The sequence below is a fragment of the Methylobacterium sp. PvP105 genome, assembly GCF_017876975.1.
GTDB lineage: Bacteria > Pseudomonadota > Alphaproteobacteria > Rhizobiales > Beijerinckiaceae > Methylobacterium > Methylobacterium radiotolerans.
The window spans coordinates 5310304-5323759 of sequence record NZ_JAGIPA010000001.1; the positions used below are offsets into that span (position 1 = coordinate 5310304).

12 protein-coding genes are annotated in these 13456 nt (G+C 73.2%); 5 read left to right on the forward strand and 7 right to left on the reverse strand.

Annotation, left to right across the window (positions count from 1 at the left end; all coding sequences use genetic code 11):
- Nucleotides 1–96: 96 nt before the first annotated feature.
- A complete protein-coding gene (locus tag J3A75_RS25880) occupies nt 97–705 on the reverse strand; it encodes a CvpA family protein (protein WP_012320826.1) in 609 nt (202 codons plus the stop codon).
- A gap of 253 nt (nt 706–958) precedes the next feature.
- Between J3A75_RS25880 and alr the strand changes: the two genes are divergently transcribed.
- Together alr and radA are read left to right on the forward strand one after the other, a co-directional pair.
- Nucleotides 959–2068 (forward strand): alanine racemase, encoded by a 1110-nt coding sequence (alr, locus tag J3A75_RS25885; protein ID WP_147021438.1) that lies wholly within the window; start codon nt 959–961, stop codon nt 2066–2068.
- A 46-nt stretch (nt 2069–2114) separates the two neighbouring features.
- Nucleotides 2115–3551 (forward strand): DNA repair protein RadA, encoded by a 1437-nt coding sequence (gene radA, locus J3A75_RS25890; protein ID WP_024829073.1) that lies wholly within the window; start codon nt 2115–2117, stop codon nt 3549–3551.
- Between the two features lie 108 nt (nt 3552–3659).
- Here the strand turns inward: radA and moaA are convergent, their stop codons facing one another.
- Nucleotides 3660–4712, reverse strand: a complete 1053-nt coding sequence (gene moaA, locus J3A75_RS25895) for a GTP 3',8-cyclase MoaA (protein WP_029360710.1) — start codon at nt 4710–4712, stop codon at nt 3660–3662.
- A gap of 81 nt (nt 4713–4793) precedes the next feature.
- On the opposite strand from moaA, the gene J3A75_RS25900 reads away from it, so the two are divergent.
- Both J3A75_RS25900 and J3A75_RS25905 read left to right on the forward strand, forming a co-directional pair.
- A complete protein-coding gene (locus J3A75_RS25900; RefSeq protein WP_209650808.1) occupies nt 4794–5216 on the forward strand; it encodes a gamma-butyrobetaine hydroxylase-like domain-containing protein in 423 nt (140 codons plus the stop codon).
- Nucleotides 5217–5423: 207 nt separating this feature from the next.
- Nucleotides 5424–5750: a cupin domain-containing protein gene (locus tag J3A75_RS25905; protein ID WP_012320831.1), complete on the forward strand. Its 327-nt coding sequence runs from the start codon at nt 5424–5426 to the stop codon at nt 5748–5750.
- 52 nt (nt 5751–5802) lie between these two features.
- Here the strand turns inward: J3A75_RS25905 and J3A75_RS25910 are convergent, their stop codons facing one another.
- Both J3A75_RS25910 and mdoH read right to left on the reverse strand, forming a co-directional pair.
- Nucleotides 5803–6468 (reverse strand): L,D-transpeptidase, encoded by a 666-nt coding sequence (locus tag J3A75_RS25910; RefSeq protein WP_012320832.1) that lies wholly within the window; start codon nt 6466–6468, stop codon nt 5803–5805.
- 295 nt (nt 6469–6763) lie between these two features.
- Complete coding sequence (gene mdoH, locus J3A75_RS25915; RefSeq protein ID WP_182178982.1) at nt 6764–8692, reverse strand: glucans biosynthesis glucosyltransferase MdoH; 1929 nt, start codon at nt 8690–8692, stop codon at nt 6764–6766.
- A gap of 271 nt (nt 8693–8963) precedes the next feature.
- On the opposite strand from mdoH, the gene J3A75_RS25920 reads away from it, so the two are divergent.
- On the forward strand, nt 8964–10478 hold the full coding sequence (locus J3A75_RS25920) for a glucan biosynthesis protein (protein ID WP_024829071.1): 1515 nt from the start codon (nt 8964–8966) through the stop codon (nt 10476–10478).
- Between the two features lie 44 nt (nt 10479–10522).
- Here the strand turns inward: J3A75_RS25920 and J3A75_RS25925 are convergent, their stop codons facing one another.
- The 3 genes from J3A75_RS25925 to J3A75_RS25935 form a co-directional block, all read right to left on the reverse strand.
- Nucleotides 10523–10723 (reverse strand): hypothetical protein, encoded by a 201-nt coding sequence (locus J3A75_RS25925; protein WP_012320835.1) that lies wholly within the window; start codon nt 10721–10723, stop codon nt 10523–10525.
- Nucleotides 10724–10845: 122 nt separating this feature from the next.
- Complete coding sequence (gene zwf / locus J3A75_RS25930) at nt 10846–12318, reverse strand: glucose-6-phosphate dehydrogenase (RefSeq protein WP_053620818.1); 1473 nt, start codon at nt 12316–12318, stop codon at nt 10846–10848.
- 210 nt (nt 12319–12528) lie between these two features.
- Nucleotides 12529–13371: an SDR family NAD(P)-dependent oxidoreductase gene (locus J3A75_RS25935; RefSeq protein WP_209650809.1), complete on the reverse strand. Its 843-nt coding sequence runs from the start codon at nt 13369–13371 to the stop codon at nt 12529–12531.
- Between the last annotated feature and the right edge of the window lie 85 nt (nt 13372–13456).

Sequence of the window (13456 nt, forward strand, 5' to 3'; positions counted from 1 at the left end):
GGGCCGGCGCGCCGGTCGTCGCGGAAGCAATCCGTACACCACCGGAACCGCTATCTAGGCGTTCCGCGCGATGAGACCTACGGCGAATACCGCAGATCAGCGTCGCGTCGGGGTCGGCGCGGTCTCGGTCCGGCGCTGCGGCGCCGCGTCGGTCTCGGCCGGGGCGTCGGCGGACTCGTTGGGCGGCGCGCCGGTCTTCGGCTTCTTGAACTGCTTGAGGAAGCCTTCCGGATTCTCCGGCAGCTGCGCCACCAGGGCGTCGCCGGACTTCTCCAGCATCGGGCGCGTGCGGGCCTGGGCGGCCCAGTCCGGCACCTTGCCCTGCACCAGCCAGGACAGGAACACCCAGCCGATCACGCAGATCAGGAAGCCGCGGGCCGCGCCGAACAGGAAGCCGAGGGAGCGGTCGACCGCGCCGATCCGCGAGTCGAGCACGACGTCGGAGATCTTCACCGTGATGATCGACACGACGATCAGGGTGCCGAGGAAGATCGCCGCGATCGAGGCGACGAGCGCCACGGTGTCGCTGTTCACGTGCTGCTTCACGGTCGGCAGCAGCATGGGATGCAGCGTCCACGCGACGGCGGCGGCCGCCACCCAGGCGACGATCGCCAGGACCTCGCGGGTCACACCACGCACGGCCGCGAGCAGCGCGGAGACCGCGACGATGCCGAGCACGGCGAGATCCAGAACGGTAAACGGCATCGTTGAGCTTTTTGGTACCCGCGGGGATAGCGCGTCGGCCGTGCGGCTCCCCCGGACCGCGCTGGATTTATACCAAGCCCGACCTCGGCCGTCACCCTGGCGTGCCCGCCTGATCACGCGGCTGTGCCGTCCGTGCATCAGCCGCGCCGCGCGCCGGGGCGCGTCCGGTGTAAACGACGGCCCGTGCTGCCCCCGGGCGCCGTCCGGATGCTATGGGTCCGGCCTGTGCTTCCGCGACCCCGGTGGCGAACAGATGGAGGCGGTCTGCGTGGCCGAGACCGGACCTGTGACGGAGATCGGCGCTCACGGCGCCCGGCTCACGATCGACCTCGGAGCGATCGCCGCCAACTGGCGGATCCTGGCCGCCCGCGGCGCCGGCGCCGACTGCGCCGCCGTGGTGAAGGCCGACGCCTACGGTTGCGGCATCGGCCGGGTCGGACCGGCCCTGTGGGCCGCGGGCTGCCGGACCTTCTTCGTCGCGCACCTGTCCGAGGGCGTCGCCGCCCGGGCCGCCCTGCCGGAGGCCGCGATCTACGTGCTGAACGGCCTGCCCTTGGGCGCCGCGGCGGCCTTCGCGGCCCACGGGCTACGCCCGGTGCTCGGCAGCGCCGAGGAGCTGTCGGACTGGGCGGCGTTCGCGGGGAACCGCCCGCCCGCGGCGCTCCACGTCGATACCGGCATGAACCGGCTCGGCCTGTCGGTGCCCGAGGCGCTGGATCTCGCCGGGGACGCGCGGATCGCGGAGGCCGGGATCGACCTCCTCCTCAGCCACTTCGTCAGCGCCGAGACGCCAGACGACCCGGTCAACGCCCGGCAGATCGCCGATTTCGCTCGGGTTCGGGCCGCCTATCCCGGACTCCGGGCCTCGCTGGCGAACTCGTCGGGAATCTTCCTCGACGGGGCCCGGCACGACCTCCTGCGGCCGGGCTACGCCCTGTTCGGCGGCAACCCGACGCCGGGCGCCGCGAACCCGATGCGGCCGGTGGTGCGGCTGGAGGCGACGATCGCGCAGGTGCGCGGCGTCGCGGCCGGCGCCACCGCGGGCTATAACGGCCGCTGGACCGCCACCGCGCCCAGCCGCCTGGCGACGCTCTCGCTCGGTTACGCCGACGGCTTCCCCCGGTCGATCAGCGGGCGCGGCCAGGCGCTGGTCGGGGGCGTCCCGTGCCCGATCCTGGGCTCCGTCTCGATGGACCTGATCATCCTCGACGTCACGGCGGCGCCCGCGGCCCGGCGCGGCGCCGCCGCGGTACTGATCGGCGACCGCCTCGACATCGACACGGTCGGTCGCGCCGCCGGCACGATCGGCTACGAGATCCTCACGGGACTGGGTTCTCGTTATGTTCGAACCTATGTAGGGTAGCTCCCTCCCCTGACCGGAAGGCCGGACGGCCGGCGCGCGGACTCGAATGGCCAAGATCCACCAGACCTTCGTCTGCCAGTCCTGCGGGGCGGTCTACAACCGCTGGCGCGGGCGCTGCGAGGCCTGCAACGGCTGGAACACGATCGTCGAGGAGGCGCCCTCGGCCCCCGGCCAGTCGGGTCCCGCCGCGACCCGGCCGTCGCGCAACCGCGGCCGGGTCTTTCCCCTCGAGGGCCTGACCGGCGAGGCCAAGGAGGCGCCGCGCATCCCCTCGGGGATCGGCGAGCTCGACCGGGTGACCGGCGGCGGCTTCGTGCGCGGTTCGGTGATCCTGCTCGGCGGCGATCCCGGCATCGGCAAGTCGACCCTGCTGATGCAGGCCTCCGCCGCCATGGCGGGCACGGGCGAGCGGGTCGCCTACATCTCGGGCGAGGAGGCGGTCGGGCAGGTGCGCCTGCGGGCCGAGCGGCTGGGCCTGAGCGCCCGCCCGGTCCAGCTCGCCGCCGAGACCAACGTCGAGGACATCGTCGAGACCCTGAGCCAGGGGCGCCCGCCCGCGCTGGCGATCATCGACTCGATCCAGACCATGTGGACCGAGACGGTGGAATCCGCCCCCGGCACGGTCACGCAGGTGCGCTCCTCGGCCCAGGCGCTGATCCGCTTCGCCAAGACCACCGGCACGGCGGTGATCCTGGTCGGCCACGTCACCAAGGACGGGCAGATCGCCGGCCCCCGGGTGGTGGAGCACATGGTCGACGCGGTCGCCTCCTTCGAGGGCGACCAGGGCCACCATTTCCGCATCCTGCGCGCCGTGAAGAACCGGTTCGGGCCGACCGACGAGATCGGCGTGTTCGAGATGACCGATTCGGGGCTCAGCGAGGTGCCGAACCCGTCGGCGCTGTTCCTGGCCGGCCGCGACCATCAGGCGGCGGGCACCGCGGTCTTCGCCGGGATGGAGGGGACGCGGCCGCTTCTGGTGGAGATCCAGGCGCTCGTCGCCCCATCCTCTCTCGGCATGCCCCGGCGCGCCGTGGTCGGCTGGGACCCGAACCGGCTGTCGATGGTGCTCGCCGTGCTGGAGGCCCACGGCGGCATCCGGCTCGGGAGCCACGACGTCTACCTGAACGTGGCGGGGGGCCTGCGCATCACCGAGCCGGCGGCGGACCTCGCGGTGGCGGCCGCCCTGGTCTCGTCGCTGTCGGGGGCCGTGCTGCCGCCCGAGACGGTCTATTTCGGCGAGATCGGCCTGTCGGGGGCGATCCGGCCCGTGGCGCAGGCGGGCTCCCGGCTGAAGGAGGCGCAGAAGCTCGGCTTCGCCAAGGCGCTGATCCCGCAGGGTCGCGGCGAGGGCGAGAAGGCGCTGGCGGTCGAGACGCTGCGCCACATCGCCGACCTGGTGGCGGGGATCAGCGCGGGCGCGCCGCGGCGGGGCTCCGGCCAGCGCGGGCGGCAGCCGGCCCGCTACGCCGACGAGGAGATGTGAGCGCGTCCGTCTTTGCCAGCGCGGCGAAGCGACCCAGGGATGCGCTACGCCCGTAAGGGACCGGTGCCCTGGATTGCTTCGCCGCGCTCGCAGGGACAGTCGAGGCGCCTACCCCCCCGTCACGCTCATGTGCCGCGGCACGGCGGCCGGGCGCTGGCGCTCGATGACGAAGTCGTGGCCCTTGGGCTTGCGGGTGATCGCCTCGACCACCGCCGCGGCCAGCACCGAATCGTCCTGGGAGGCGCGCAGGACCGCGCGCAGGTCGGCCGAATCCTCCTGGCCCAGGCACATGTAGAGCTGGCCCGTGCAGGTCAGGCGGACCCGGTTGCAGCTCTCGCAGAAATTGTGGGTCAGCGGCGTGATGAAGCCGAGCTTGCCGCCGGTCTCCTCGACGCGGACGTAGCGCGCCGGGCCGCCGGTGCGGTCGGGGAGGGGTGTGAGGGTGTAGCGGGTCTCCAGCCGCTGCCGAGCGACCGACAGGGGCAGGAACTGGTCGGTCCGATCCGCCTCGATCTCGCCGAGCGGCATGACCTCGATCAGCGTCATGTCCATGCCGAGCCCGTGGGCCCAGGCGATCATGTCGGGGATCTCGTCGGCGTTGACGTCGCGCAGCGCCACCGCGTTGATCTTCACCTTCATCCCGGCGGCGCGGGCCGCCGCGATGCCGTCGAGCACCACCTTGAGGTCGCCGCGGCGGGTGATCTCCCGGAACTTGTCCGGGTCGAGGGTGTCGAGCGAGACGTTGATCCGGCGCACGCCGAGGCTCGCCAGCTCGTCGGCGTAGCGGGTGAGCTGCGTGCCGTTGGTGGTGAGCGTCAGCTCCTCCAGCGCCCCCGAATCGAGGTGGCGCGAGAGCCGGCGGAACAGGTGCATGATGTCGCGGCGCACGAGCGGCTCGCCGCCGGTGATGCGGAGCTTGCGCACGCCGCGGGCGATGAACACGCCGCAGAGCCGGTCCAGCTCCTCCAGGGTCAGCAGGTCGCGCTTGGGCAGGAACTCCATGTGCTCGGACATGCAGTAGGCGCAGCGCAGGTCGCAGCGATCCGTCACCGAGATGCGCAGGTACGAGATCGCCCGCTGGAACGGGTCGATCAGCGGCGCCGGCCCGGCGTGGGCATCGACCGCGGACGCCTGTGGCGTCAGGGAGCTGTCATCGAGCATCGTCCGGCATATGATGCCACCGGCGGTCGCGGGCAAGCAGGTCCCGCGCCGCAGCCCCAGATTGCGTGAGGAGTGTGGCCCGTGACCGAGGATCTGTGGCCGACCGAGATCCGCCTGTCGGCCGACCGGCGGGTGCTCAACGTCGCCTTCGAGGACGGGGCGCGCTACGCCCTCCCGGCCGAGTACCTGCGGGTGTCGAGCCCCTCGGCCGAGGTGCAGGGCCACTCGCCGCTGGAGCGGAAGGTGATCGGCGGCAAGCGCGCCGTGGCCATCGTGGCGGTGGAGCCGGTCGGCAACTACGCGGTGAAGCTCGGCTTCGACGACATGCACGACACCGGCATCTACGGCTGGGGCTATCTGCACACCCTCGGCCGCGAGTACGAGAGCCGCTGGAACACCTATCTCGGCGAGCTCGCCGAGCGGGGGCTGGACCGTGAGACCGCGCGCACCGCCCCGGTGAAGCAGGGCGGGGGTTGCGGGTCGGGCTCGTGCGGCTGCCACTGAGGGCAGGCGCTCCAGCTTAGTCCGGCCCCGAGCCTCGTGATCGCGCGCGGAGCGAAGCGACCCGGCGGCGCCACGATCTCGGAGGTCGCGCGTCCCCGGCTCGCTTCGCTGCGCTCGCGACGACGGCGCGGGTCGAATCGCGGCGTGGAGGCCGGAGGCTTGCATCCCGTCGCGCGGGCATCTGCGCCCGCCTATCTTGGAGCCGCCATGGCCTTCGCCTGCACCATCCCCGCCACGCCCACCGTCCAGCAGGACGATGCCGCCGTGCGCATCACGCGCTGGGACTTCCCGCCCGGCGGCGTGACCGGCTGGCACGAGCACGGCTGGCCGTATTTCGTGGTGATGCTGGTGGACGGGATCCTGCGCGTCCACGACGGCGCGGCGGTCAGCGAGACGGCGCTCGCGGCCGGGCAATCCTACATGCGTCCCGCGGGCATCCGGCACGACGTGATGAACGGGTCCGACCACCCGATCGCGTTCATCGAGATCGAGGTGAAGCGCCCGGACGCCCTGGTCACGCTGCCGGCGGCCTGAACGCGGAAGGGCCGGCCTCGCGGCCGGCCCTTCCCCCGGAAGCCCCGGACAATCAGCGCTGGACGATGACCTTCGTGCCGACCTTGGCGCGGGTGTACAGGTCCGTCACGTCGTCGTTGGTCATGCGGATGCAGCCCGACGAGACGGCCGTGCCGATCGTCTCCGGCTCGTTGGAGCCGTGGATGCGGTAGATCGAGCCGCCGAGATACATGGCGCGGGCGCCGAGCGGGTTCTCGAGACCGCCCTTCATGTAGCGCGGCAGGTCGGGCCTGCGCTTCAGCATGGTCGCCGGCGGGCGCCAATCCGGCCACTCGCGCTTCATCGTGATGGTCTGCACGCCGCCCCAGGTGAAGCCTGGCCGGCCGACGCCGACGCCGTAGCGCAGGGCCTGACCGCCGCCCAGCACGTAGTAGAGCCGCCGCTCGGCGGTGGAGACGACGATCGTGCCGGCGCCGTAGGGACCGTTATAGGCCACCGTCTCGCGCGGGATCGCCGACATCTGCGGCACCGCCGCGTCGGCGTTCAGCGGGTCGGCGGGGTTCAGCGCGGCGTTGGCCACCGGCACCGCGACGGTCTCGACGGCCTGCGGGCGGACGCGAACGGTGAGCGCGTCGTTCAGCGGCTGGCGGGTCAGCGGGTCGATCTCGTAGGCCAGAGCCGGCGCGGCGCAGGCGGCCGCGCCGAGAAGCCCGATCAGGGCGGGGAGAAAACGACGCATCAAAGCCTCTCGGGGCAGGCGCGGACTATGGCGGGAACGCGGCGAAGACCGCGGCACGATGCCGTGCCGATCCTCGCCAAGGGGTAAACGCTCGCGCCTCAAATCCAAGCCAGAAACCGCCCCGCCCGGGCGGTTCCGCCCGCCCGTGACTCGATGGCAACACTGTGGCAGCTTAGCCGTAAGAACCGGGATGACAGGCTCGGGTCTAGACCCTCGCCGCCCGGATCCGCGGCCGGTTCCGGGGGCGGCGCGGAGGCCGTCCCGCACCGCCCCGGACAGTCGACGCGGAGCCGCGTCAGGCCTCGTCGGCGGCGAGCCAGATGGCCGGCTCGCGCGGGACCGGGCGGAGCGGGGCCGGCGCGGCGGGCAGGCCGCGCAGCTGGGCGAGTTCGGCGAGTTCCGGCGCCTGCGCGGTGTCGTCGGCGTTCAGGAACAGGCCCCGGGCACGGGCGGCGCGGCCGAGATCGGCCCGGCTGGTCCAGACGCTCTGGGCCGGGCTCGTGAGCAGCGCCAGGGCGACCGGCGCCAGCCAGAGGGCGAGCCACGGGCTCCCGACGAGGACCAGGGCGAACACCATCAGCGCGCCGACCACCACGGCGTCGGCCTGGAGCCGGAAGGCCTCCGCCCAGGACACCTGCCGGTCGTCCCGGTCCTGCGTCTCCCAGCGGACCACCCGGCCGAAGAAGGTCGAGACCACGGCGCCGGCAGTGAACAGCGTCAGGACCGGCCACAGGACCACCCACACCGCCTGCTCCAGGGCGGCGCTCGCGAGCAGCGCCCGCGTGCCGCCGAAGGCGGCCCGGCGCTCGGCGGAGGCGAGGACGTGGCCGAGGCTCAGGAGCTTCGGCAGCGCCAGCACGGCGACGCTGAGGGCGGCGAGCGCGTGGGCGGCGGCGCCCTGCCCGGTCAGGCCGTAGGCCAGGAGGCCCAGATCGCCGGTCCGGGCGGCCTGCCACGCGGCAAGGCCCAGGAAGGCGATCCAGAGGGGGAGCACCCCGTAGGAGAGGATCCCGACGAGGAGGTGCCAGCGGCTCGCCGCGCTCAGGCCGGCCCAGGGCAGCACCCGCAGGTGCTGGAGATTGCCCTGGCACCAGCGGCGCTCGCGGCCGAGCAGGTCGACGAGGTTGGTGGGCATCTCCTCCCAGGTGCCGCCCATCTCGGGCAGCAGCCGCACCTCCCAGCCGGCGCGCACCATCAGCGCGCCCTCGACGATGTCGTGGCACAGGATCTCGCCGCCGAGCGGCTCCCGGCCCGGGAGCTTCGGGAGCTGCGCGTTCTCCGCGAAGGCCTCGACCCGCAGGATCGCGTTGTGGCCCCAGTAGCTGCCCTCGGGACCCTGCCAGGTCTCCAGGCAGCGCAGGGCCAGCGGCGCGTAGAGCCGGACGGCGAATTGCTGGATGCGGGCGAAGAGCGTGTCCCGGCCGGCGGCGTACGAGACGGTCTGGATCAGGCCGGTGCGCGGGCTCGCCTGCATCAGCCCGACGAGCCGGCCCATGGCCGCGCCGGTCATCAGGCTGTCGGCGTCCAGCACGATCATGAAGGCGTACTCGCCGCCGTAGGTGCGGCAGAACTCGCCGATGTTGCCGGCCTTGCGGCCGACATTCTCCGTCCGGCGCCGGTAGCGGATCCGCGGCAGCGCCGGGTCGGACGCCGCCCAGGCCTGGATGCGGGCGTACTCGTGCTCCTCGACGGCGGCGATGGCGCCGTCCCGGGTGTCGGAGAGGACGAAGATGTCGATGCCCCGCGCCTCGGCGCGGGCGAGCGACCGCGCCATCACCCGCAGGCGGGCGAAGACCGCGACCGCGTCCTCGGCGTGGATCGCCACCACGGCGGCGGTGCGTCCCACCTCGGCCGGCACGGCGGCCGCCTGCTCCGCGCGGCGCTCCAGCGCGGATTTCGCCCGGTCCCCCAGGAGGGCCGCGACGAACCCGTAGACGTACTGGCAGGCGACGAAGGCCTGCCAGCCCATCACCAGGGCGAACAGCACCAGGACCGCCCAGGCCAGCGGGCTGACGCCCGCCGGGTAGGCGAGCGCGGCGAGCCACGCGAGGCCGCCCGCGGCGGCGAGGCTCGGGACGGCCAGGGCGAGGCGACGGGCGCGCAGGGCGCCGCGGGGTGCGCCGGTCCAGACCTCGCGACAGGATGCGCTCTCCGACGGATCGGGTATGGCGGGAGCCGCGTTCCGGTGCGACCGCTCGGCGGAGGAGGTGACGCGTGACGACATGGCGCGAGGAACTCGACCGTGGAAGGCTGCCGGCCGCCCGGCCGTCCGGGGCCGGGAACCGATGACCGTGGATACCGATGTGCGGGGCGAGGATACGGAGCCGACCCGGCAGCCCAGGCCGCCGGAAGCCGAACGGATCAATCCCCCCTCCCGACGCCGCGTTCTTCGAACAGTCGTGGCCGCGGCTGCCGGCACGGTTCTACCTAGCGCGACTGATCTGAATGGGTCCAGAACGTGGGCCGGGCCGGCGCTTCAGCCGCAGGGCGACGCGATGACCTTCGAGACGCTCTCGGCCGAGGCGGCGCGCCGCGCCGCCGCGCCCTACGCCGCACCGCCCGAGGATCTGCCGCCGGCGCTCGCTGCCCTCGATTACGACGGCTACCGGGCGATCACCTTCCGGCCGGCCGCGAGCCTGCGGCTCGGCGCGCATTTCAGCGCGCAGCTGTTCCACCGCGGCTTCCTGCAGCGCAGGCGCGTGGCGCTCCACCTCCAGCCGCTCCGGGGGCCCGCGCGCCCGATCCCCTACGACACGCAGCTGTTCGACCTGGGCACCCGGCTCGCCGGCCAGAGCTTCCCGGCGGATCTCGGCTTCGCGGGCTTCCGCCTGCACTACGCCTTCCCGGGCACCCCGGCCTGGCGGCCGAAGGGCTTCCAGGAGGAGTTCCTCGTCTTCCTGGGCGCCTCCTACTTCCGCCTGCGCGCGGCCAACCAGGAATACGGGCTCTCGGCCCGGGGCCTCGCCATCGGCACCGGCGCGCCGGAGGGCGAGGAATTTCCCGACTTCGTCGCGCACTGGATCTGCGAGCCGGAGCCGGAGGCGCGCACGCTCACGGTGCTCTCGCTCCTCGACAGCCCGAGCGTGGCCGGCGCCTACCGGTTCGAGATCGCGCCCGGCGATCCGGCCCGGATCGCCGTCACCGCGGCGCTCCACCCGCGCCGGGCGCTCCCGAAGCTCGGGCTGGCGCCGCTCACCAGCATGTTCCTCTTCGGCCAGAACGGGCCCGGGGCGCGGGGCGCGAAGCCCTTCGACGATTTCCGGCCGCAGGTGCACGATTCCGACGGCCTCTGCGTCGCGGCCGGGGCCGACCCGGCGCGGCTCGACCGGATCTGGCGGCCCCTGGTCAACGGGCGCGCGCAGCCGCAGATCTCCGCCTTCGCGGCCCGGCCGCTCGCCGGCTTCGGGCTGCTGCAGCGGGAGCGGAGCTTCGCGGCCTACCTCGACGTGGAGGCGCGCCACGAGGCGCGGCCGGGCCTGTGGGTGGCGCCGGATCCCGCCGGGGGCGCCTTCGCGGACGGCGCCGTGCAGCTGTTCGAGATCCCGTCGGGCGAGGAGTACATGGACAACATCGTGGCGGCCTTCGTGCCGGCCGCCCCGGCGCGGCCCGGCGCGCCGCTGCACGTCGCCTACGGCCTGACCACGGTGGGGACGGAGCCGGTGGCGGCGATCCCGGAGGCCGCCCTCGCCCGGGTGACGTCGACGCGGCTCGGCTCGGCGGAGCGCCTGCGCCCGTCGAACCCGCCCGACCCGCGGCGGCGGCTCTGCGTCATCGACTTCGAGGGTCCGGGCCTGCCGCGGGGTCCCGACGACGCGGTCGCCGCGGAGGTCTCGGCCAGCGCCGGGACGATGCACGAGCCGGTCGCCAACTTCGTGCCGCAGACCGGCGGCTGGCGGATCTACGTCGAGTGGCGCCCGCCGGAGCCGGTGCCGCCGGGCGACGTCGTGCTGCGCGCCCGGCTGGTCCGCGGGACCGTCCCTCTCAGCGAGACCTGGGACGCGGCCGTCTAGGTACGGGGATCGCGCCGCGGCGGCGCCAAACGGTTCGGGCCCGTTCAGGCGGTCCGGCGCTCCCGCTCCAGGCGCCGGGCCAGGCGGGTGGCGCCGTAGACCTCGCTCAGGCGGCGGCGGGCCGCGGAGACCGGCGGGGCCTGCCGCTCGTCATGGGCGGCCGCGATGACGCGCAGGGCGGCGGCGACCGAACGCTCCAGGCGACGCTCGGCCTGGACGGCCGCGTCCCGATGATTGTCCAGCATGTGATGATCCCTCGTGCAGCGCCGTCTCCACCCTCTGACGGGGCAGTATCCGGCAGCGCAGACAGATTTCACATCTGGCTTGACCGTATCAAGGCAGCTTGGCCGTGAGCCGCGGTTCTTCGTTACCGCAGCTCCTCGTGCCAGGTCCGGCCGTCGCGCTCGATCAGCGCGATGGCGGCGGTCGGCCCCCAGCTGCCGGCCGGGTAGGGCCGCGGCGCCTCGGGCCGGTCGGCCCAGGCCTTGAGCACGCCGTCCGCCCAGGCCCAGGCGGCCTCGACCTCGTCGCGGCGCATGAACAGCGTCGCGTTGCCGCGGACCACGTCCATCAGCAGGCGCTCGTAGGCGTCGGGGTAGCGCTGCTTGAAGGTCTCCTCGAAGGAGATGTCGAGGTCGGTCGGGCGCAGGCGCAGGCCGCCGGGACCGGGATCCTTGGTCATCACCTCGAGCTTCATGCCCTCCTGCGGCTGCAGGCGGATCACGAGTCGGTTCGGCTCGCGGCCGAAGGCCTCCTCGGGGAAGATCGAGAAGGGCGAGGCACGGAACTGCACCACGATCTCGGAGAGCTTCTGGGGCAGGCGCTTGCCGGTGCGCAGGTAGAACGGCACCCCGGCCCAGCGCCCCGACTGGATCTCGACCTTCATGGCCACGAAGGTCTCGGTCCGGCTCTCGTGGCCGAGCTCGGCGAGGTAGCCCTCGACCGGCTTGCCGTCGACGGCGCCCGCCACGTACTGGCCGCGCACCGTGACGCTCTGGATGTCGTGCGTGGTGATCGGCTTGAGGGCGCGCAGCACCTTCAGCTTCTCGTCGCGGACCGAGTTCGCCTCGAGATTGAGCGGGCTCTCCATGGCGGTCAGGCAGAGGAGCTGCAGGATGTGGTTCTGCAGCATGTCGCGCATCGCGCCCGACGTGTCGTAGTAGCCGGCCCGGCCCTCGACCCCCACCGTCTCGGCGACGGTGATCTGGACGTGGTCGATCACGTCCGAGGTCCAGAGCCGCTCGAAGATCGTGTTGGCGAAGCGGAGCGAGAGCAGGTTCTGGACCGTCTCCTTGCCGAGATAGTGGTCGATGCGGAAGATCTGCGATTCGGGGAAGACCTCGCCGACCGCGTCGTTGATCGCCCGGGCCGATTTCAGGTCCTTGCCGATCGGCTTCTCCAGCACGACGCGGGACTTCTCGCCGACGAGCCCGTGGGCGGCGAGGTTGCGGCAGATCGAGCCGTAGAGGTCGGGCGAAGTGGCGAGGTAGTAGGGCCGGACCTGGTCGGGCCGCTCGTCGAGCTTGGCCACGAGGTCGGTCCAGCCGCTGTCGCCGGCCCCGTCCACGGCGACGTAGTCGACGTGGTCGAGGAAGCGGTGGAGCACGTCGTCGGTCAGGTCGGCGGCCGGCACGAATCGCTTGAGCGCGTCGCGGGCGTGCTCGCGGAAGGCGTCGAGGGACAGCTCCGACCGCGAGGCGCCGATGATCCGGCTGGTCTCGGGGATCTGGCCGTCGCGGAAGCGGTAGAACAGCGCCGGCAGCAGCTTCCGCGCGGTCAGATCGCCGGTCGCGCCGAACACGACGCAGTCGAAGGAAGCGACGGGGATGATCGTGGCCAAGGGCGGCTCCCGGATGTCGTGCGCTGATCTCGTGCGGCGGCTGCGTCGCACTGACCTAGCCCGTGTGCAAGGGCTTCGCCAGACGAGGGGCGCAGGCCAGCGCTGTCCGGTTCAGGGGGCCGCCGGGACAGGTCCGGGCAAGCCCACGCTGCCACGCTCCGTCCTTGCGAGCGCAGCGAAGCAACCCAGGGCAGCGCGAGGCCGCGTGGGTCACCCCTCCATGTACCGCTTGAACGCCTCGGCGTAGTCCGGATGCCAGCGCGAGAGGGCGGGCCGGTTCTCGACGATGTCGCCGGACGCCCAGGCGATCCGCTTCTGATCCTGCGCCCGCGTGGTCTCGTTGTCCGGGCAGAGGATGTAGAAATCGCCGACGGCGAGCCGCTCCTGCAGGAAGGCCACGGTCTCGTCGGGCGTCCAGGCGCCGGCGGGCTTCTCGGCGACGCCGCGGGCCTTCGTGAGGCCCGTGTAGACGAAGCCCGGGATCAGCAGGTGGGCCGTGGTGTGGCAGCCCTCCCGGTTGCGCAGCTCGTGGGCGAGCGCCTCGGTGACCGCCTTCACGCCCGCCTTCGAGACGTTGTAGGGCGCGTTGCCCGGCGGGGTGGTGATGCCCTGCTTCGAGCCCGTGACGACGATCGCGCCGGGCCTGCCGCCCGCGATCATGCCGGGCGCGAAGGCGTGGATGCCGTTGACCACGCCACCGAGATTCGTGCCCAGGATCCGCGCCCAGGTGTCGGCGTCGGAGAACAGCTTTCCGCCGGCCTCGATCCCGGCATTCAGCATCACCAGGGCGGGCGGCCCGCCCTTGGCGACGGCGGCCGCCAGGGCCTCGACGGCGCCGCGGTCCGACACGTCGGTGGGCACGGCGCGCACCTCGACGGCGGCGAGTTCGGCGACGGCGGCTCGGGCCGCGTCCAGGGCCGGGCCCGGCAGGTCGGCGAGCCAGACGTTCATGCCGGCCCGGGCGAAGGCCTGCGCGGCGGCGAGGCCGATGCCGCTCGCAGCCCCGGTGACGACCGCGCTGCGACCGGGGCTGATCGCGGGGTGCTGGCTCATGACGGATCCTGGGCTGACGGGCGTCCATCAGATGGGGCGCCCCCGCGAGGAAGGCGAGATCGCGTCCCGATCCTGGCCCCGGCCC

What these genes read in the sequence shown, in the direction of transcription:
- J3A75_RS25880 (WP_012320826.1), bottom strand. Translation starts at nt 705, where the DNA reads ATGCCGTTTACCGTTCTGGATCTCGCCGTGCTCGGCATCGTCGCGGTC.
- alr (WP_147021438.1), top strand. Translation starts at nt 959, where the DNA reads ATGGAGGCGGTCTGCGTGGCCGAGACCGGACCTGTGACGGAGATCGGC.
- radA (WP_024829073.1), top strand. Translation starts at nt 2,115, where the DNA reads ATGGCCAAGATCCACCAGACCTTCGTCTGCCAGTCCTGCGGGGCGGTC.
- moaA (WP_029360710.1), bottom strand. Translation starts at nt 4,712, where the DNA reads ATGCTCGATGACAGCTCCCTGACGCCACAGGCGTCCGCGGTCGATGCC.
- J3A75_RS25905 (WP_012320831.1), top strand. Translation starts at nt 5,424, where the DNA reads ATGGCCTTCGCCTGCACCATCCCCGCCACGCCCACCGTCCAGCAGGAC.
- J3A75_RS25910 (WP_012320832.1), bottom strand. Translation starts at nt 6,468, where the DNA reads ATGCGTCGTTTTCTCCCCGCCCTGATCGGGCTTCTCGGCGCGGCCGCC.
- mdoH (WP_182178982.1), bottom strand. Translation starts at nt 8,692, where the DNA reads ATGTCGTCACGCGTCACCTCCTCCGCCGAGCGGTCGCACCGGAACGCG.
- J3A75_RS25920 (WP_024829071.1), top strand. Translation starts at nt 8,964, where the DNA reads ATGACCTTCGAGACGCTCTCGGCCGAGGCGGCGCGCCGCGCCGCCGCG.
- J3A75_RS25925 (WP_012320835.1), bottom strand. Translation starts at nt 10,723, where the DNA reads ATGCTGGACAATCATCGGGACGCGGCCGTCCAGGCCGAGCGTCGCCTG.
- J3A75_RS25935 (WP_209650809.1), bottom strand. Translation starts at nt 13,371, where the DNA reads ATGAGCCAGCACCCCGCGATCAGCCCCGGTCGCAGCGCGGTCGTCACC.